This is a genomic window from Limosilactobacillus ingluviei str. Autruche 4 (assembly GCF_000312405.1).
Lineage (GTDB): Bacteria > Bacillota > Bacilli > Lactobacillales > Lactobacillaceae > Limosilactobacillus > Limosilactobacillus ingluviei.
The window spans coordinates 803,648-822,171 of the sequence record NZ_HE997173.1; the positions used below are offsets into that span (position 1 = coordinate 803,648).

General features: G+C 52.1%; 22 protein-coding genes, 1 tRNA gene and 1 other annotated feature. Of the genes, 3 read left to right on the plus strand and 20 right to left on the minus strand.

Translation table 11 applies throughout. The features are described 5' to 3' along the window. Window position 1: 1 nt before the first annotated feature. The 11 genes from truB to BN54_RS03990 all read right to left on the minus strand — a co-directional run bounded on the left by truB (window position 2) and on the right by BN54_RS03990 (window position 7,854). A complete protein-coding gene (truB, locus tag BN54_RS03940; RefSeq protein WP_019205849.1) occupies window positions 2-901 on the minus strand; it encodes a tRNA pseudouridine(55) synthase TruB in 900 nt (299 codons plus the stop codon). 67 nt (window positions 902-968) lie between these two features. Further along, complete coding sequence (rbfA, locus tag BN54_RS03945) at window positions 969-1,331, minus strand: 30S ribosome-binding factor RbfA (protein WP_019205850.1); 363 nt, start codon at window positions 1,329-1,331, stop codon at window positions 969-971. Between the two features lie 39 nt (window positions 1,332-1,370). Beyond that, a complete protein-coding gene (gene infB / locus BN54_RS03950; RefSeq protein WP_019205851.1) occupies window positions 1,371-3,548 on the minus strand; it encodes a translation initiation factor IF-2 in 2,178 nt (725 codons plus the stop codon). A gap of 20 nt (window positions 3,549-3,568) precedes the next feature. Continuing rightward, window positions 3,569-3,874, minus strand: a complete 306-nt coding sequence (locus tag BN54_RS03955; RefSeq protein WP_019205852.1) for a L7Ae/L30e/S12e/Gadd45 family ribosomal protein — start codon at window positions 3,872-3,874, stop codon at window positions 3,569-3,571. Beyond that, a complete protein-coding gene (gene rnpM / locus BN54_RS03960) occupies window positions 3,867-4,163 on the minus strand; it encodes an RNase P modulator RnpM (RefSeq protein ID WP_040469722.1) in 297 nt (98 codons plus the stop codon). Before rnpM ends, BN54_RS03955 begins: the two co-directional genes overlap by 8 nt. Before the next feature lie 46 nt (window positions 4,164-4,209). Then, window positions 4,210-5,376: a transcription termination factor NusA gene (nusA, locus tag BN54_RS03965; protein ID WP_019205854.1), complete on the minus strand. Its 1,167-nt coding sequence runs from the start codon at window positions 5,374-5,376 to the stop codon at window positions 4,210-4,212. 45 nt (window positions 5,377-5,421) lie between these two features. After that, window positions 5,422-5,895, minus strand: coding sequence for a ribosome maturation factor RimP (gene rimP / locus BN54_RS03970; RefSeq protein ID WP_019205855.1), 474 nt, complete (start codon window positions 5,893-5,895; stop codon window positions 5,422-5,424). Window positions 5,896-6,073: 178 nt separating this feature from the next. Then, complete coding sequence (rpmA, locus tag BN54_RS03975) at window positions 6,074-6,361, minus strand: 50S ribosomal protein L27 (RefSeq protein ID WP_040469917.1); 288 nt, start codon at window positions 6,359-6,361, stop codon at window positions 6,074-6,076. Window positions 6,362-6,391: 30 nt separating this feature from the next. Next, a complete protein-coding gene (locus tag BN54_RS03980) occupies window positions 6,392-6,715 on the minus strand; it encodes a ribosomal-processing cysteine protease Prp (RefSeq protein WP_019205857.1) in 324 nt (107 codons plus the stop codon). Between the two features lie 17 nt (window positions 6,716-6,732). Beyond that, the gene (gene rplU, locus BN54_RS03985; protein ID WP_019205858.1) at window positions 6,733-7,041 is read right to left on the minus strand and encodes a 50S ribosomal protein L21; all 309 of its coding nucleotides are present in this window, start codon (window positions 7,039-7,041) and stop codon (window positions 6,733-6,735) included. A gap of 12 nt (window positions 7,042-7,053) precedes the next feature. Continuing rightward, window positions 7,054-7,125: a sequence feature (ribosomal protein L21 leader region), on the minus strand. A 93-nt stretch (window positions 7,126-7,218) separates the two neighbouring features. Next, entirely contained in the window at window positions 7,219-7,854 is a 636-nt protein-coding gene (locus BN54_RS03990; protein ID WP_019205859.1) for a TetR/AcrR family transcriptional regulator, read from the minus strand. Window positions 7,855-8,003: 149 nt separating this feature from the next. Between BN54_RS03990 and BN54_RS03995 the strand changes: the two genes are divergently transcribed. Further along, window positions 8,004-8,077 (plus strand) — tRNA-Arg (locus tag BN54_RS03995). 221 nt (window positions 8,078-8,298) lie between these two features. On the opposite strand, the gene deoD is transcribed toward BN54_RS03995, so the two are convergent. From deoD to deoC, 3 genes are read right to left on the minus strand one after another with little or no spacing between them, the layout of a single operon-like run. After that, entirely contained in the window at window positions 8,299-9,009 is a 711-nt protein-coding gene (gene deoD / locus BN54_RS04000) for a purine-nucleoside phosphorylase (protein ID WP_019205860.1), read from the minus strand. Window positions 9,010-9,030: 21 nt separating this feature from the next. Further along, window positions 9,031-10,224 carry a phosphopentomutase gene (locus BN54_RS04005; RefSeq protein WP_019205861.1) on the minus strand — a complete coding sequence of 398 codons (1,194 nt, stop codon included), beginning with the start codon at window positions 10,222-10,224 and terminating at the stop codon, window positions 9,031-9,033. A gap of 18 nt (window positions 10,225-10,242) precedes the next feature. Continuing rightward, window positions 10,243-10,923, minus strand: coding sequence for a deoxyribose-phosphate aldolase (gene deoC, locus BN54_RS04010; RefSeq protein ID WP_019205862.1), 681 nt, complete (start codon window positions 10,921-10,923; stop codon window positions 10,243-10,245). Window positions 10,924-11,164: 241 nt separating this feature from the next. Between deoC and BN54_RS10465 the strand changes: the two genes are divergently transcribed. Continuing rightward, on the plus strand, window positions 11,165-11,287 hold the full coding sequence (locus BN54_RS10465; RefSeq protein ID WP_019205863.1) for a hypothetical protein: 123 nt from the start codon (window positions 11,165-11,167) through the stop codon (window positions 11,285-11,287). Between the two features lie 52 nt (window positions 11,288-11,339). Here the strand turns inward: BN54_RS10465 and BN54_RS04015 are convergent, their stop codons facing one another. After that, window positions 11,340-11,933: a hypothetical protein gene (locus BN54_RS04015; RefSeq protein WP_019205864.1), complete on the minus strand. Its 594-nt coding sequence runs from the start codon at window positions 11,931-11,933 to the stop codon at window positions 11,340-11,342. Between the two features lie 85 nt (window positions 11,934-12,018). On the opposite strand from BN54_RS04015, the gene BN54_RS04020 reads away from it, so the two are divergent. After that, window positions 12,019-12,468, plus strand: a complete 450-nt coding sequence (locus BN54_RS04020; RefSeq protein WP_019205865.1) for a nucleoside 2-deoxyribosyltransferase — start codon at window positions 12,019-12,021, stop codon at window positions 12,466-12,468. 47 nt (window positions 12,469-12,515) lie between these two features. Here the strand turns inward: BN54_RS04020 and BN54_RS04025 are convergent, their stop codons facing one another. The 5 genes from BN54_RS04025 to obgE are packed head-to-tail and all read right to left on the minus strand — an operon-like array spanning window position 12,516 to window position 18,465. Continuing rightward, on the minus strand, window positions 12,516-13,034 hold the full coding sequence (locus BN54_RS04025) for an adenine phosphoribosyltransferase (protein WP_019205866.1): 519 nt from the start codon (window positions 13,032-13,034) through the stop codon (window positions 12,516-12,518). An 11-nt stretch (window positions 13,035-13,045) separates the two neighbouring features. After that, window positions 13,046-15,352 (minus strand): single-stranded-DNA-specific exonuclease RecJ, encoded by a 2,307-nt coding sequence (gene recJ / locus BN54_RS04030; protein WP_019205867.1) that lies wholly within the window; start codon window positions 15,350-15,352, stop codon window positions 13,046-13,048. A gap of 21 nt (window positions 15,353-15,373) precedes the next feature. Further along, window positions 15,374-16,207 carry an SDR family NAD(P)-dependent oxidoreductase gene (locus tag BN54_RS04035; protein WP_019205868.1) on the minus strand — a complete coding sequence of 278 codons (834 nt, stop codon included), beginning with the start codon at window positions 16,205-16,207 and terminating at the stop codon, window positions 15,374-15,376. Window positions 16,208-16,224: 17 nt separating this feature from the next. Then, window positions 16,225-17,151 carry a ribonuclease Z gene (gene rnz, locus BN54_RS04040; RefSeq protein ID WP_019205869.1) on the minus strand — a complete coding sequence of 309 codons (927 nt, stop codon included), beginning with the start codon at window positions 17,149-17,151 and terminating at the stop codon, window positions 16,225-16,227. A gap of 12 nt (window positions 17,152-17,163) precedes the next feature. After that, window positions 17,164-18,465 carry a GTPase ObgE gene (obgE, locus tag BN54_RS04045; RefSeq protein ID WP_019205870.1) on the minus strand — a complete coding sequence of 434 codons (1,302 nt, stop codon included), beginning with the start codon at window positions 18,463-18,465 and terminating at the stop codon, window positions 17,164-17,166. Window positions 18,466-18,524: the final 59 nt, after the last annotated feature.

Here is an 18,524-nt window from a genome sequence, read left to right on the forward strand (position 1 = left end):
CTTAATCCTCGTCTAAATCAATCATCTTCAATGGCTTGTAGACCGTCCCCTTTAGTTGGTACAAGGCCCGCAGCCGCTGTTGATAAAATAATGCCACTTGCGCGGGCCGTTGGTCAAGACTGGTCTGGGGCAACCAGCCCCCGTGTTTCACCGTTTGCCACTGTTCCGGCGTCAATTCGTGGGCAGGCCAGTCACGCACGGCGTAGGCTAGCGGATAGAGATTTAGTAATTGGGCACTCATCTGATCTTGGACATCGGCCAAGCTCAAGGTTTGGTCCAGTTCAAAGCCCCCGCTTTTTAACCGGGTTAAGCTGGCCATCGTTCCCGGGTAGCCCAAGGCTTTCGCCAGATCCACCACCAAGGTGCGGACGTAGGTCCCCTTGGAACAATCCACGATGAAGCGGACCCGTTGGGTTTGGGTGGCCGAATCATAACTTGTCGCCGTCAACTTAAAACTGGTAATCGTCACTTGCCGCTTGGGGCGCTCAACGGTTTCGCCCGCCCGGGCATATTCATACAGGCGCTTACCGTTCACTTTCACCGCCGAATACATCGGTGGAATTTGGGTCAGCGGCCCCACCATTTTTTGCATCGCCGCTTCAATCGTTGCGGCCGGAATCGGAGCGGCCACTGGGGTCGTAGCGATGACTTTACCAGTTAGATCCTCCGTCTCCGTCGCTTGCCCGATTAACAGCTCACCGGCGTATTGTTTTCCTGAGGCCATCAGCAGGTCAACCAGCTTCGTGGCTTTGCCCACACAAATTGGCAAGACCCCGGCCACCTCGGGATCCAAGGTCCCCGAATGGCCAATCTTTTTTTCATGTAAAATGCGGCGCAACCGACTTACGGCATCAAAGCTGGTCATGCCGCGTTCTTTATACAGTGGAATAATTCCGTCCATCTCATTCTTCCTTTCGCTTAAGCAAAAGGCGGTGCCAACCCGCGTCAGCACCGCCTGAATAAGTTAATTAGAGCTCGTTTTTCCGGTGCAGTTCCCGCAGCAACTCATCAATGCGATTGCCGTATGCAACGGAAGCATCTTTTTCAAACCGAATCTGGGGCACTTTAAAAATATTCAAACGTGGTCCCAATTCACTCCGGACTAAGCCGGTCGCCTTATCCAACCCGGCTTGCGCTTTTTCGTTTACGGAAGCCTTATCAGACAACAAGCTATAATAAATCGTCGCTTGTTGCAAATCACCGGTCACATCCACCCCGGTAATCGTGACGTCTTGGACCCGGGGATCCCGGACCCGCTTTAACAAAATATCGTCCACTTCACGCTGGATCAATTGCGCCAAGCGTTCTGCCCGGTAACGTTTGTTTGGCATAAGCTGTCTCCCTTCATTTCAAAGTGATTCACTGGTCAATTATTCAACCGGTACTTCTTTCATTTGGTAAGCTTCGATAACATCCATTTCCTTGATGTCGTTGTAGTTTTGAATCGTCAAACCACATTCGTAACCTTGCTTGACTTCCTTGACATCATCCTTGAAGCGCTTCAAGCTGCCCAGTTCGCCATCGTAGATCACGACCCCATCACGCACTAAGCGCACCTTGGCATCGCGCGTAATCTTCCCGGACGTGACCATCCCACCGGCAATCGTCCCGATCTTGGAAGCCTTGTAAATCTGCCGCACTTCAACTTGCCCGATTGTCTCTTCTTCGTAAACCGGTTCAAGCATCCCCTTCATGGCGTCTTCGACTTCTTCAATCGCCTTGTAGATCACCCGGTGCAACCGAATGTCGATTTGGTTGGCATCTGCTTCGCTCTTGGCATTTGGCGTTGGCCGAACATTAAAGCCAATGATAACGGCGTTGGAGGCTTCGGCCAGGGTCACATCAGATTCATTGATCGCCCCAACGGCCTTGTGAATAATGTCCACCCGGACCCCGTCAACCTTAATCTTTTGCAGACTTTGGGCCAAGGCTTCGACGGACCCTTGGACGTCAGCCTTGATAATGATCGGCAAGGACTTCATTTGGCCCTTTTGCATCGTGGCAAACAGGTTATCCAAGGTAACGTGGCTGGTCCGGGCCCGTTCTTCGTCTTGCGCCCGCTTAGCACGTTCTTCCCCGGCCGCCCGGGCCGTTTTTTCATCTTCAAAGACTACAAAGCGATCCCCGGCTTCTGGGACGGCGTTTAACCCGGTAATTTCCACCGGCGTCGATGGCGTGGCTTCCTTGATCCGCCGCCCATTTTCGTTGGTCATCGTCCGCACCCGGCCAAAGGTATTGCCGACCACGATTGGGTCCCCGACGTGCAACGTCCCTTGTTGAACCAAGAGGGTCGCCACGGGGCCGCGGCCTTGGTCCAATTGGGCTTCGACCACCGTCCCGACGGCCCGTTGGTCGGGGTTGGCCTTTAATTCCAACATTTCGGCTTGCAGCAGAATCATGTCCAACAGCTCATCAATGTTCTTCCCAAACTTCGCGGAAATTTGAACAAAGATCGTGTCACCACCCCAGTCTTCCGGAATCAAACCGTATTCCGTCAGTTGGGTCGTCACGTTGTCGGGGTTAGCGCCGGGCTTATCAACCTTGTTGACCGCCACAATAATTGGCGTTTCGGCTGCTTTGGCGTGGTTGATGGCTTCGATCGTTTGCGGCATTACCCCGTCGTCAGCTGCGACCACTAAGACCGTAATGTCGGTGATATTGGCCCCCCGGGCCCGCATTTCAGAGAAGGCCGCGTGCCCCGGCGTGTCCAAGAAGGTAATCACTTGGTCGTTGTAGTTAACTTGGTACGCCCCGATGGCCTGCGTAATCCCCCCGGCTTCTTGGGCCGTCACGTGGGAGTGACGAATGTTGTCCAACAAGGTCGTCTTCCCGTGGTCAACGTGCCCCATAACCGTTACAACCGGTGGCCGCGAAACTAATTTAGCTTCATCTTGATCCGCCACGTCAAAGAAACGATCCAAGTCAGCGATATCTTCTTGGACCTTTTCCTTTGCTTCAATTCCGTAATCGGCCGCCAGGATTTCAATCGTGTCCTTTTCCAGGGATTGGTTTTGGTTCACCATAACCCCCAGCATAAAGAGCTTCTTGACAATTTCTGCGGCTGGCCGGTGTAAGACTTTAGCCAAGTCTTGGGCGTTCATCCCATCCGTGTATTCTAATACGTCTGGCAGCGGCTTATCCTTGCGTTGGGTTGGTTGCTTAGGTTGAATATTTTTCATCCGTTGGTTTTGCCGGTTCTTCTTGCCCTTTTTGTTTTTCTTCCCGTTCTTGTTGCCAAACCAGTGAACCCCGTTGTTGCCACCGTTGTTGGCTTTCTTATCGTGACCACCCTTGGCCGCCCCATCATGTTTGGCCTTCTTTGGTTGCTCAGCCTTCGCCGCTGGCTTGGTTGAGGCTGGTTTTGGCGTTGGCTTGGGGGTTGGCTTAGCGGCTGGTTGCATCAAGCCGCGTAGTTGCTTGGCTTGATCCGGCGTCACAGAAGACATGTGGCTTTTCACCGCCATTCCGTGATCATTCGCCAGCTTGACCAGGTCCTTGCTTGGCATTTTGAGTTCCTTTGCCAATTCGTAAATTCGTTCCTTAGCCATAGGTTCACGCTCCCTTTTGATTATTGATTAAGTAGTTTTTGAAACTGGTTTGCAAACCCCACCTGCTTGATCCCAATTACCGTCCGGGCTTGACCAATTGCGCCGCTTAATTCTTGCTTGGTAAACAATTGGCAAACGGGGGCGCCATAGGTTTGCGCCTTGTCAGTGACCTTTTTAGTCGTGGCCGCGCCGGCGTCTTGCGCCAGAAAAACCAATTTGACTTGGTGGGCTCGTAAGCCCTTAATCACTGCGCCTTCGCCCGTGGTAATTTGGCCGGCCCGGCGAGCCAGGCCTAAGAGGTTGAGGATTTTTAGCTGATTATTCATTGCCAAACAGCTTTTGGCGGGCCGCTTGGTGATCAGCGTACTGAATTAATTCATCGTAAAAGTCAGGGTTTAGCGTGACCCCGAAAACCTTATCAAAGGTCTTTTCGCGCTTGGCCCGTTCAGCAATCGCCACATCGATGCCCACGTAGGCCCCACGGCCAGGCTTCTTACCAGTTGGATCCAGCGAAACCTCACCTTCCTTATTCTTTACGACCCGGATCAACTGCCGCTTGGGCATCATCTCACCAGTAACAATATCTTTGCGCATCGGTACTTTTTTCTTTTTCATTCTTTTCACCCCGCTGCTTGCTTGAATGGTTTGTTAATTGAGTAATTTATTCACCGTCAAAGGCAAATTCATCCGTTTGATCGGCAGGCATTTCCATTTCGGATAATGGCTTAATGTCTAATTTGTAACCCGTCAGTTGGGCCGCTAAGCGAACATTTTGCCCCCGCTTCCCAATTGCCAAGGAGAGCTGGTTGTCCGGCACAATCACCGTGCAACCATGGTGCACCCGTTGCCGCACTTCACCATCTTCTCCCATCGGTTCTAATTCTTCCACTTCGCCATTGTTTTCGTCAAATAATACCCCTTTAACTTCAGCGGGGTTGAGGGCATTGCGAATGAACATTTCCGGTTCGTCTTCGAACTTGACGATATCAATGTTTTCGCCCCCTAATTGGTTGACGATGGCTTGGACCCGCGCCCCCCGAGGTCCGACACACGTCCCAACCGGGTCAACATTGGCATCCCGGGAGAAGACGGCGACCTTTGCCCGGTCCCCGGCTTCACGAACAATCCCCTTGATTTCAACGATCCCTTGGCTGATTTCTGGGACTTCCTTTTCAAACAAGCGCTTCAACAGGTCGGGCGCCGTCCGGGAAACAAACACTTGTGGGCCGCGGGTTTCTTCCAAGACCCGGGTAACGTAAACTTGGACCCGGTCGTGAACCCGGTAGCGCTCGTTTGGCATTTGGTCGTGCTTGTTCATTGCCGCTTCGACCCCATCACCCAAGTCAACGTAGATGTAACGCTTGTCTTCACGCGCTACTTCACCGTCAACTAAGTCGTCTTGCAGGCGCTTGTACTTTTCGTAAACAATCCGCCGTTCTTCTTCCCGCAGCTTTTGCAGCACGACATTCTTCGCCGTTTGGGCCGCAATCCGCCCGAAGTCCCCGGGGGTAACTTCTTGACGCAAATCGTCCCCTAATTCGTAACCGTGACTGATTGCCATGGCATCCCGCAAACTGATTTCTTCAATTGGGTTGACCACTTCTTCGACCACCTTTTTGAACACGTAGACCTTAAAGGCCCCCGTCCGGTCGTCGATCACCGCTTCAACGCGGGCATTGTTGTCATCATAGTTCTTCTTGTAGGCGTTGGCTAAGGCATCCGTTAAAGCTTCAACGATCACTTCTTTTTTGATGCCCTTTTCTTTTTCCAACACATCCATCGCTGCCAACAATTCTTGATATTGATTGTTTTTCTTCTTGGCTGCCATTTTTATCTCCTAATTATTCTTCGCATTCCACGATTTGTCACTGCGTTAAAATTTAATTGCCAAGCGGGCCTTGGCGACTTTATCCCGGGGGATTACCACGGTCTTGTGCCGCGTCTTATCAAGGTAATCTAAGGTCAATTCCGTTGCCGTCAAAGCAATCAGCGTCCCTTCGTAGACCTTGTGGCCCTCAATTGCTTGGTAGAGCGAAACGTGGATGTAGTCATTCACGGCCCGTTCAAAATCCCGTTCGTTGCGCAATGGCCGCTCAGCGCCCGGGGAGGAAACTTCTAAGAAGTAAGCTTGCGGAATCGGATCAGGATCACATTCATCCAGGGCTGCGCTCAGCTGATCACTCACCATCGCACAGTCTTCTAACGTAATCCCGCCGTCCTTATCAATGTAGACCCGGAGGTACCAACTCGGCCCTTCCTTTTCAAATTCCACGTCGTAGAGTTCAAATTGGTGGTCAGCCAAAATGGGATTAACCAGTTCCGTAACGGTTTCGATTACACTACTCACAGTTTTTTCACCTCCAGTTTAATTGCAATAAAAAGAGCGAGCATCCCTGCTCACTCCCTTCCGAAGTTATTACCACTTAATAGTTTACCATCGTCCGCGCTGCTTGACAAGCATACGAGCCAGTCATTTCTTCCTTAGAACACAAAAAAGTCGGCAGCTCACGCTGTCGACTTTTTCACTATTCAGCATCAGCAACTGGGTAAACTGATACCTTCCGCTTGCTGCGGCCCCAGCGTTCAAACTTAACAACGCCGTCCACCTTGGCAAACAGAGTGTCGTCGCCACCACGACCCACGTTTTCACCTGGGTTGATGTGCGTCCCACGTTGACGGTAGATGATTGAACCTGCCGTTACCATGGAACCATCAGCGGCCTTAGTCCCTAAACGCCGACCAGCAGAGTTCCGGCCGTTCGCAGTGGAACCACCCCCCTTGTGGTGGGAGAAGAATTGAAGATCCATTTCCATAAGCATTACTTTCACCTCCAGCAGTGAATTTTAAATCTCAAACATTTTTACTTCAATGTATTGATCATAGCGTTCCGCAATGTCAATTATGCCATTTTGAAACGCCGCTAACAAGAGTTGCGATTTTTCGTCCATGCCAACTCCCGTGACCTCAAGATAGCCACCGTTGACATTGTCACTTTGCACTTGGGGAACTTGGGGCGTAAAGCGTTCCAAGCTATTAACGGTATTGATGGCCAAAGCCGAAACCCCAGCACACACAATATCTAACCCTTCCGTGGCAAAGTCCGCGTGTCCTGTCATTTTAAAACGGGTAATCTTTTGATCCTTAAGGTAGAACGCCGTCTTAATCATCGGAAATTCTACTCAACTTAGGCGTTGATTGCGTCAATCATAACCTTCGTGTAAGGTTGACGGTGACCCTTCTTGTTGTGGGTGTGCTTCTTAGGCTTGTACTTGAAAGTTACAACCTTCTTTTCCTTGCCTTGCTTTTCAACCGTCCCTTCAACAGCAGCGCCGTCAACGAATGGCTTCCCAACCTTAACGTCGTCACCGCCGACAAAAACAACCTTGTCAAAAGTTACCTTGTCACCTGCTTGGGCGTCCAGCTTTTCAACGTAGATCGCTTGACCAGCTTCTACCTTGTATTGCTTACCACCAGTAACAATAATTGCGTACATTTTGTGCACCTCCTTAATTCTTAGACTCGCCAGGATAAGCAGCGCAAAGCTTTAAAACTTACCACCGTGCGGTTGTAGTTGTCTGGTTCACAAATACAACATTGAAATTTTAGCAAGCTTGCTCGCCCCCGTCAACCCCTCCCAATAAAAAAACGCTGAAATTTTCAGCGTTAGCAGTTAGGCAGGTTGGATCCCTAATTCAACTTGCAGTTGGGCATCAAAGAAAGTCGTTACCGGGGCCGTCAAGCCTTCGGCCCCATTGAGCATTTTAGCCACGTTAAGCGTCATATACCGGGAAGTGTAGACCAATCCTTGGTCTAACCATCGTGAAATGACGCCTAAGACGGCCGAAACCACGAAATCAATTTGCAGTTCCAAAGGCACCGCACTATGGTCAACCGGGAGCCGGGTTTCGCGCACGTAGGCCATCATTTCCCCTTGCAGGCGCTCAAACAGCTGGTCATAGAACCGCTCGCCAACCGACTTGCCCAACAAGACGGTAAACACATCGGCATTCTGCTCAATGTAAGCAAAGGCACACTTGAGCGAAAAGACCCGGGAAGCACGCCGATCAGGCGGGGTAATCATCACATTGGCAAACAAATCATCAATAAAATCCTGCAGGGCCGTTTGAATAAAGTCCTGCTTGTCCTTATAGTGGAGATAAAAGGTCCCTCGGGTAATGTGCGCCGTCTCGGTAATCTTTTGCACACTGATACTCGACAAGGATTCGCGTTGCATCAAAGACACTAAGGCCCGGCGCAAGTTGTTCCGGGTTTTGATGACCCGGGGATCCATTTTTTTGGTTACCATTGGTTTCCCCTCCGTTCTGCTTGGTTTTCTGCTTGCAGGAGTTAATCAGCCAAGCTACTGGTCACCCCCGTCTTCCTCATCCGTTGTATAAATTGAATTACCGGTTTTATTTGACAATTGGCGGTTTTATAATATACTGATATAAGTTTGGGACGATAGCTCAACCGGATAGAGCATTGGTCTTCTAAACCAAAGGTTGTGGGTTCGATTCCCACTCGTCTCATTTAACCTCGCCCGCCACGTTGGCGTTTTTATTTTTCGATCCATTAAAAGCGCTTTCATCTAGTGATTATTGTAACATATAATTTTCGTAATTGCCATTTGTCATTGGACAATTTTTCCAAATCTGCCCTAACAACGGAGCATTCCTTTGACAATTCGGCGCAAATCTGTTTAAAAAACGGGAGTTGGCAAACTACTTAGTTTACCAGCTCCCGTTTTAGTTTAGCCTTGTTGAATAGCCGTTTCTAACGCAATCTTGATCATATCATTAAAAGTCCGTTCGCGTTCTTCCGCGCTGGCTTTTTCTTCCCCAAAGATCAAATCACTTACCGTCAGCACCGACAAAGCCTTAAAATGCAGTTTGGCGCCCAACAAATACAGGCCGGCGGATTCCATTTCCGTCCCCAAGATCCCGTAATCCGCCAACTTTTGCATGTCCAATTCGTCGTTGTAGAAGCGGTCCGCCGCAAAAATGTCGCCGACTTTGACCTGAATGCCTAACTTTTCGGCTACGTGGTACGCCGTGTCCAGCAATTCAAAGTTGGCCAGGGGCGCATAGTGCACGCCGGGGCCAAAGGTATTGGCGGTCACGGCTGAATCCGTCGTCGAACCAGACGCTAACAAGACATCCCGCACGTGCACATCCGGGGCCATCCCCCCGCATGAACCCACCCGAATAATGGTCTTGACACCATATTCGCGCACCAGCTCATTAATGTAAATCGACATTGAGGGAATCCCCATGCCGGACCCCTGCACAGAAATGCGGTGACCCTGATAAGTCCCCGTGTAACCAAAGGCATTCCGGACCCGGTTAACCTGCTTGACATCCGTCAAGAAAGTTTCGGCAATGTACTTGGCCCGGAGGGGGTCCCCCGGTAACAAAACTGTTTCAGCGTAGTCGCCCGCTTGGGCTTCAATATGCGTACTCATGCTAATTTCCCCCATTCTCAATTAATTCGTCAGCTGGGCTAAGAAACTAGTCCCGACTCCATTGCCGGCCACCCCGAAGTTCGCCAGAATGGTGGCCCCTAAGTCAGCGTAAGTTGCCCGCTGCCCCAGGTCAATGTCTCCATGCTTCATGGATGGAGAATAAGCCAACAATGGCACCACTTCACGGGTATGGTCCGTACCTTGGTAGCATGGATCATTACCATGGTCGGCCGTAATCAGCAATAAATCATCCGGCCGCAAGTTGGCCAAGACCGTCCCCAAGCGCCGGTCAAAGTCCATTAAAGCCTGCCCAAAACCGGCGGGATTTCGGCGGTGACCATACATGGCATCAAAATCGACCAAGTTGGTAAAGCAAAAACCGGTAAAATCGGTCTGCATCACTTCGTCCACGTGATCCATCCCGTCCATATTGCTTTCATTGTGGTAACCCTTGGTAATGCCATGACCCGAGAAGATATCATTGATCTTGCCAATCCCAATCACGGCGAGCCCCGCATCTTTTAGACGATCCAAATCAGTCGCCCCGGTTGGTTCTAATGAAAAGTCGCGCCGGTTGGCCGTCCGCGTGAAGTGATCCTTATCGGGCCCAACGTATGGCCGTGCAATGATGCGACCTACCGTGTATTCCGGCCCGTTGACCAGCGTCCGGGCGAATTCACAAATCCGGTAAAGTTCGGCTAACGGAATTACCTCCTCATGCGCCGCAATTTGCAACACGGAGTCCCCGGAAGTATAGACAATTAAGTCCCCCGTGGCCATTTGTTGTTCACCATAATCTTTGATGACTTCGGTCCCCGAATACGGTCGGTTCACGATTACCTTGCGCCCCGAAAAGGCCTCCAGTTGCTGAATAATGCTGGCCGGAAAGCCCTTGGGGAAGGTCGCTAACGGGCGTTCAACTGGCAGGCCCATCATTTCCCAGTGCCCATCCATGCTGTCCTTGCCCGCAGAAATTTCGACCATCCGCCCGTAGGCCCCCTTGGCCGGGTGGGCGACCGGGACCCCTTCAATTGGGGTCGCATGCAGATTACTCAAGCCCAGTGAAGCCAAATTCGGCAAGGCCAACTTGCCCGCAAAGTGGTGTCCAACGTGACCCAAAGTATCGGCCCCTTGATCCCCAAAGGCGGCGCCATCCGGGGCTGGCCCAGCCCCCACCGAATCCAACACAATTGCAAAAACGCGTTTGTAAGTCATCGTGTCCGCCTTCTTTCGCTACTTACCTGCTGCCAGTGATTCTTCCAAAATTGCTACGGAAGCTGAAACCCCTAACCGATCGGCCCCAGCGTCAATCATCGCTTCGGCTTCGGCCAGGTTGTGAATCCCCCCGGCAGCTTTAATCTTAAAGTCGGGACCAACGGTTTGCCGCATCAACTTAACGTCTTCGACCTTGGCGCCCCACTTCGAGAAGCCCGTCGAAGTCTTCACGAAATCAGCCCCAGCTTGGACCGTTAATTGGCAAGCGCGGACCTTTTCGTCATCAGTTAGCAGGCAATTTTCGATAATTACCTTCAGCAATGCCCCCTTGGCATGGGTTGCTTCAGCCACGGCTTGAATGTCAGCCGCCACCACTTCATCATGACCAGCCTTTAATTCACCGATGTTGATTACCATATCAACTTCCGTCGCCCCGTCATCGATCACTTGGTTGGTTTCAGCCACCTTGATGCTGGTGGCGTTGGCCCCCAGGGGGAAGCCGATTACCGCACATGGGTTTACCGTCGTTTCCGCTAAGGCCGCGCTGACTTTCTTCACCCAGTATGGGTTAACGCAAACCGACGCCGTATTGTACTTGATCGCCTCTTGAATCGTTTGATCAATCATTGCTTCCGTTGCGTCTGGCTTCAGCATCGTGTGATCCATGTATTTTGCTAATTGTGCCGTTGATAATTCCATTTTTTGAAACCCCTTTCAAGCTTGGTACCACTCTAGTATAACGAAATCATCGTTAATAATCTAGCAAATTTTGCAAACGATTTCACAAAATTGATCATTACGCAACAATTTGGGGCTTTTGACGGAGCAAATTCTTAACAATTGTTTAAAATCGCCCCCATTTTGGCCTTCTGAATTGCAAACTCGTCCTTTTCGATCGATAATTTATTTATAGCAATAATTTATTTGTGGGGTGATTATAATGTTGCCATTATTTATCATTGTTGCCATTTTAGCCGCCGCACTTGGTTGGCAGTTGCTTTTTGGCTCTTCCCAAGCAAACGAAAAAGAGCACGGGACCCACGGCCAGCAACGCCAGGCTTAATTAATAACAAAGAGGTCGGGAAAAACGCTGTTTTTCCCGACCTCTGTTGCTTTTATTTGACCGCGGTAAAAGTTTCTTGCCCGTCCTTGACGGTGTACATTGCTTGATCGCTATTAGGCGCCATCAAGCTCAAGGAGTACCCAGCCCCTAAAATCTTTTTGAGTTGAGCGGAGGTTTGCTGCAAGGATTTGGTCAGCTTCGGCCAGCCAATCTGCTCAGCCTGACTGGGATCATCCAGAACAGCTTGCAAGGCCTTTTGTTCATCGCCGGCCGCCGGCTTGATTTGGTAAGTCTTGCTGGCTTGATCAAACCCAACGGTCCCGAGCTTGCCATAGGCCTTTTGCAACTGGCCGAGGAGGGCGTTTTCCTTGCTGCTTTGATCGGCCCCCGCCGTCTTCATCGCCTGGTTGCCAACCGCTAATGAGGAAGTGGCCGTTTGGGCGGTTGCTTGACGACTAGTGGTCGGCGAAGAACTGGCCCGGTGATGACCGGTAAGTGCTCCCCAGGTCCCGACCCCCGTCAGAATCGCGCTGAGCAAGACCAAAAAGGTGGCCCACTTCCATTGTCCATACCGTTGCCATGAATTAAGCAGGTAGAAGATGCTCAACAGCAGCATCAATCCCCCAAAGATCGCTAATAAAATCATTTTTTCACCTTTTTTCTAAATTAACCTTCTTTTTTGCTAACTTCCCGGTACAATTAATAGTATCTTGAAATTGGAGGCATTTACGATGCGAATTTACTTAGCAGGACCCTTCTTCTCACCCGAACAAATTGCCCGGATCGAAAAAGTCGAAGCTGCCTTGCGCCAAAATCCCACGGTCGACAGCTTCTTCAGTCCCCGGCAATCCGACGAAAATGATGCGCCTAGCGCTGAAGTCGGCAGCCCCGCCTGGGCCAAGCAAATTTTTGCCAAGGACGTGGCTGAAATCGACCAAGCCGATGCCCTGGTGGTCGTGGCTGACTACGTGCATGCCAACGTTGATTCCGGCACGGCCTTTGAAGTCGGCTATGGCTACCATGCCCACAAACCGCTGATTATTCTCCAGGAATTAGCTGATGAACCCTTAAACCTAATGATTGGCCAGGCCGCGCACTACTACACCCAATCAATTGCCAGCTTGGCGACGTATGACTTTACGACCCTGCCAAGTAATGAATTCACGGGTAAAACCTTCTAGCCCAAGCCGAAAAAAGCATGTCACCAACTGGTTGACATGCTTTTTTGTTAGTATTCCATCAACGCTTTCACGTCGTAGTCTGCCAGCTTAGCGCGGCCGTTGAGGGCCTTTAATTCAATTAGGAAGGCCGTCCCAACAACGACCCCGCCCATTTTTTCAACCATTTCAATCGTGGCCCCGATCGTACCACCCGTCGCCAACAGGTCGTCGACCACCAGGACCCGTTGACCCGGCTTAATGGCGTCGGCTTCCATTTGCAGAGTCGCGGAACCATATTCCAAATCGTAGCTGGCGCTGACCGCTTCCCGCGGCAGCTTCCCCTTCTTGCGGGCCGGGGCAAACCCCACCCCTAATTCGTAAGCAACTGGGCACCCGACGATAAAGCCCCGGGCTTCCGGACCAACCACCATATCAACGTGCTTATCCCGTGCGTAGGCAACAATTTCATCCGTGGCTTGCTTAAAAGCTTGGCCATCCGCCATTAACGGCAAAATGTCCCGGAAGATAATCCCCTTTTCCGGATAATCCGGCACACTTGCGACATAATTGTGTAAATCTAAAGACATACAGATCTCCTCTAATTGGCTAACGCCTGCTGAACCCAGTGTTGCAACTGCGCCGTACTGCTCGTAAGCAAGACTTGCTCGACTTCTAAGCGGGCTGCCCGCTGGCGATAGCTCATAGTTTGTGTTAAATCCGCCCGTGTAATTTCGTCAACCGGTGCTAAAACACCACCCTTTATTGTAACAAATCTCAACTCTAAAAACACATGAATCATGAAAATTAACTGTTCATTATTCACCCGTAAGTAATTCGCCAGTTGGCTGCCCATTTGATTGAGGTTGACCGCCTGTTGGCGAATGGTCTGATATAAGGCCACAAACTGCTGGCGATTCGGCATCCCGGCCTGGTGAAGCGGCTCCCGTGAATAACACAGCCACCGTAATTTTGCGGCGGTCTTGGCATTTTGGATTATCGCCGTGACGGTTGCTAAATCCGGTGGACAATCCACGATGACCACGGTTTGGTCCGTTAAATCCATCGTTTGGGCTTGGTGCGCACTCACCACCTGCCCCGCCGCGTTGCCCGTCAAGTTTTCCCGTAACTGTTGATTAAACGTCACGTAAACCGCGGTTTCGGCAAACATCGGCGCAATCAAGCGGGACACGCGGGCATCTTCGATTACCGGCCCCATGGTGCGCTGGTCTTCCAGCAACAATTGCAGACTGATTTGCCCGCGCCACTGGTTCAAGTCCAACTTAACGGCCAGTTCTGGCACCGCCGCTTGCAAAGCCGGGGCCCAGTCCGCGTGGTTAAAGGCCACCACGGCCACTTCACCGGCGGGCGTGGGCAGGGTAAATTTGAGGTGCTGCTGCTGTTTGCCCATCGTCTGCACCGGCCCGATTTGTTGCGGCCGCACTAAAAAGACAGGCTGTTCATTCTCCGGACCAAAGGGCGCCAAGCGTTGCAATTGCCGATAAAAATCAACCGTCAGCTCCGGCGCCGTCAATTCGCCCGCTAAGGTCAAGGTGGGCTTGGTCTGACCATCAAACTGCTGTGCCGACGCCGCTGCTTGCAAAACCGTTTGTAAGGCGTCCGTTTGTTCAATATCAAATGAAAGCCCACACGCCAAGGGGTGCCCCCCAAAGGCGACCAGCAAGTCGCGGTGCGCATCCAAGGCGTCAAACAGGTTGAAGCCCGCCCGGCTGCGCCCGGAGGCCTTGGCAACCGTTTCCCCCTCATTTACGCTGGCAATGATCGTCGGCTTCCCCGTGGCTTGCAAGACGTGACTGGCCACAATCCCCAACACGCCCTGGTGCCAACCGTGCCCGACCAGCAGCAAGACTGGTTGGTCCTTTTGGGCGGGGCTTTGAGCCAGCGCTAAGGCCGCCGCCGTCACTTCTTGCACGAGGGCCTGCCGTTTTTGATTGCAGTCGTCAACCACTTGGGCTAACTGTTTGGCCCGGGCTTCGTCTAACGTCGTCAGCAGTTCGACCCCTTGGTTGGCATCTTGCAAACGCCCTAAGGCATTCAAACGGGGGGCCAACTGAAAGCCCACCTCCTGGTCTGTCAGGTGGGCTTCATCCGCATTGGTCAACGCCAGCAGCTCATGCAAGCCACTTCGCGCCCCCAGGCGTAATTGTTGCAAGCCCAAGGCAATCAACGCCCGGTTTTCCCCGGCTACCGACACAACGTCGGCGATTTCACCGATCGCCACTAAGTCTAACAGCTCAGTTGGAAACTCTTCCAACAGCGCCCAAGCGACCTTAAAGGCCACCCCGACCCCCGAGAGGTCGCCACCCGGGTATTCATCACCGGGATATTGGGGATGGACGATCGCCACGGCTTCCGGCAATTCAGCTGGCAAACTGTGGTGGTCAGTAATCACCACGTCCACCCCTTGGGCGTTGGCGTAGGCGATCGCTTCTTGACCCGAGACCCCATTGTCGACCGTTAAAATCAGCTGGGTGCCAGCTTCAATTAAGCGTTGGTACGCAGCTTGGTTGGGCCCATAGCCGTCCTTAAACCGGTCCGGCACGTAATAATTGACGTTGGCGCCCACCGTTTCTAAGGTTTCCACCATTAACGCCGTACTGGTGATCCCGTCGGCGTCATAATCCCCGTAGACCGTAATTAATTCCCCGGCTTCGATGGCCTGCATCAATCGGTCGACCGCAGGGGCCATATCATGCAAGGCGGTGGGTTCTTTAATCATTTGCAACTGGGGTTTTAAAAATTGCTGCGCTTCAGCTAAGGACGTACAGCCCCGGTGGACCAAAAGCTGCGCCAGTAGTGGCGGCAGATCACATTGCTCTGCAATCTGTGCGGCCAATGGCGTCTTGGTTAACGCTAATTGTTGCCATTCATAATTTGTCTGTGCCAATTCATCACCCCAATTGCTTAGTTACAGTTGCTGCCGATTTTGTTGATAATCAAAGACCTTCTTAATCGTCCAATCACCTAGCCCCGGAAAAACCTGGTAGAACCACGAAAGTTGCGCCGTGTAAGCCGGGACGTTGATTTCCCGGCGCTTATAGCCCACGCTGTCCCAAATCTGCTTCGCCAGTTTTTCGGGCGAAATAAACATCCAGGCCGGGAAATGGGCCGCAAAATGTCGGTCTGGATCCGCTTGGGTCAAGAAATTAGTATGCACCGGGCCGGGATTAACCGTTAAAACCTGGACCCCAAAGTCCGCCACTTCCATCCGTAAGATATTGCTGAAGTGGATTAAGGCCGCCTTGGTGGCCGAATAAACGGCGCTGCTTGGGACCGGAATTTTGCCGCTTAAGGCCCCGATATTGATAATCGCCCCAAACCCTTGGTCCATCATTTGCTTGGCCACGGAGCGACTTAGGTACATGGCGGCCAACAGGTTAACGTTGGTCATCTTGGCCATCGCCGCTTGGGACTGCTTGGTGACTTCCACCAATTCTCCCGTCCCTGCTGCGTTGATCAAGACGTCAATTTCACCAACTTCATGGCGCACTTTGGTCAAGACATCATCAATAGCATCGGGATCCGTTAAGTCCAAGGGAAACGAAAAGGCCGGCCGGCCCGATAAAATCATGCACCGGGTGGCCAATTGGCGCAAAACGGCTGCTTGGCGGGCACACACAATCACAATTGCCCCCCGCCGGGCCGCTTCCAGGGCAATCGCCTGGCCAATCCCCCCGGAACCACCAGTGATCAGTACAACCTTGTTTTTCAGTGAACGCAGTGCTTTTAACCGCCGCATCATGCCTCAGTCACTTCCTTTTACTTGAGTGGAATGTCAATTTCTTCAAAATCCTTGACCACCCGGGTCGCCGGGAAAATTTCCCGTACTTGATAGGCCAATTGGGTCGCCGCTTTGCCAACGTAACGGGCGGAAATATGATTAAGCAGTAATTGCCCCACCTGCGCTTGCTTGGCCACCTGGGCCGCCTGCGCACTGGTGGAATGATAATAGTTATGCGCTAAGCGCGCTTCATTCTTGGCAAAGGTGCTTTCATGAACCAAAACATCGGCGTGCGCGGCTAAGGCCAACGCCGCCTTAGTCTTGCGCGTGTCACCCAAGATCGTCACGATCCGGCCCTTTTGCGGCGCCCCAATAAAGTCGTGGCCATCCAAAGTCCGGCCATCGGGCAGGGTCACCGTTTGCCCGGCCTTTAATTGGCCGTAAACTGGTCCCGCCGGCACCCCCAGGGCCTGCAGTTTTTCAACTTGCAACTCCCCGGGGTGATCGTGCTCTTCAATCCGGTAGCCAAAGCAGGCAATTTTATGGTCCAAGCGCTTGGCCGAAACGGTAAAGGTCGCATCCCGGAAAATTTCCCCGTCATCCGTCAATTCCACAAACTTCAAGGGGTAAGACAAGCGCGACTCACTGACCCGCAACGCCACTTGGACGTATTCTTTAATCCCCTTGGGGCCGTAAATGGTTAACGGCTCATCGCCCCCCTGAAAGGAGCGCGAACTTAACAAGCCCGGCAACCCAAAGATGTGGTCCCCGTGCAAGTGGGTAATAAAAATCTTTTCAATTTTGCGCGGGCGAATCGTCGTCCGCAAAATTTGGTGCTGGGTCGCTTCGCCCACATCAAACAGCCAAATTGCCTTCCGTTCTTCTAACAGCTTCAACGCTAAACTGGAGACATTTCGTTGTTTGCTGGGCGACCCCGCGCCGGCACCTAAAAATTCAATCTGCATAGCCAACCCTCGTTACTGAATAAATTCAAATGCAAAGTCTTCGATCCGCACCAGATCCCCATCCTGGATTCCTTTGGCCCGTAAGGCTTCATCAACCCCCATGTGCCGCAATTGCCGTGCAAAACGGAGTTGACTTTCTTCGTGCGTCAAGTCGGTCATCTTAAAGAGCCGTTCCAATTTCGCCCCGCTTAAGACCCACGTGCCATCGGGATCGCGGTCGATCGTAAAGTCCGGTTCATTGGTTGTGGCTTCAAAGTTGTAGTTGACGCTTTCCGCTTCATCATGACGCAGGCTGTCAAAGGCCGGCGTTTGATCTAAGAGGTTCGCCGTCTTCTTCATTAATTCCTGAACCCCTTGGTGGGTAACCGCGGAAATTTCAAAAATTTCAGGTTGGTGCGCTTCTTGGGCTAAGGCAGCTTTAAACAATTCCAAGTTGGTTGCCGCTTCCGGCAGGTCCATCTTCGTAGCAACCACAATTTGCGGCCGCTTCAATAATTCGGGGTCATAATTGGCCAATTCATGGTTGATCGCATGGTAGCGTTCAATCACTTGGTCGGGATCTTGACTCCCCATGTCCACCAAGTGCAATAAGACCCGGGTCCGTTCAATGTGGCGCAGGAACTGCAAGCCTAATCCGACCCCCTTAGAGGCCCCATCAATCAACCCTGGCATATCGGCCATCGCAAAGTCGCGCCCGTCTGGCAGCATCACCATCCCGAGGTTCGGCACCAGGGTGGTAAATTCGTACGCCGCGATTTTCGGCTTCGCGCCGGTAACGACGGAGAGCAGGGTCGACTTCCCAACGGACGGGAAGCCCACTAAGCCCACGTCCGCCAGCATCTTGAGTTCTAATTCCAGATTCCGTTCTTCCCCTGGTTCCCCGTTTTCAGCGATTTCTGGCGCTGGGTTCTTCGCGGAAGCAAAGCGCATGTTCCCCCGGCCCCCGCGCCCACCTTTGGCGACGACCAAGGTTTGGCCTTGTTCCACCAAGTCACCTAAAATCCGGCCACTGTCCAGGTCGCGGACGGTGGTTCCTTGTGGTACGGCAATCACCGTATCTTCGGCCGCCGCCCCGGTCATTTGCTTACTCATCCCATTTTGCCCGTTTTGGGCCTTAAAAATACGGTGGTAACGAAAGTCCATTAACGTCCGTAAGCCTTCATCGACTTTGAGGATGATACTCCCCCCGCGACCACCATCGCCACCAGCGGGGCCTCCGTTCGGCACATACTTTTCGCGCCGAAATGCGACCATCCCATTGCCCCCCTTACCAGCGTGTACTTCAATTTTAATTTGATCCACAAAGGTTGCCATGTTTATTCTCCGTTCTTTTGTCATTGCTTTCAATTATATGGGAAAAGGCAGACCCCGTC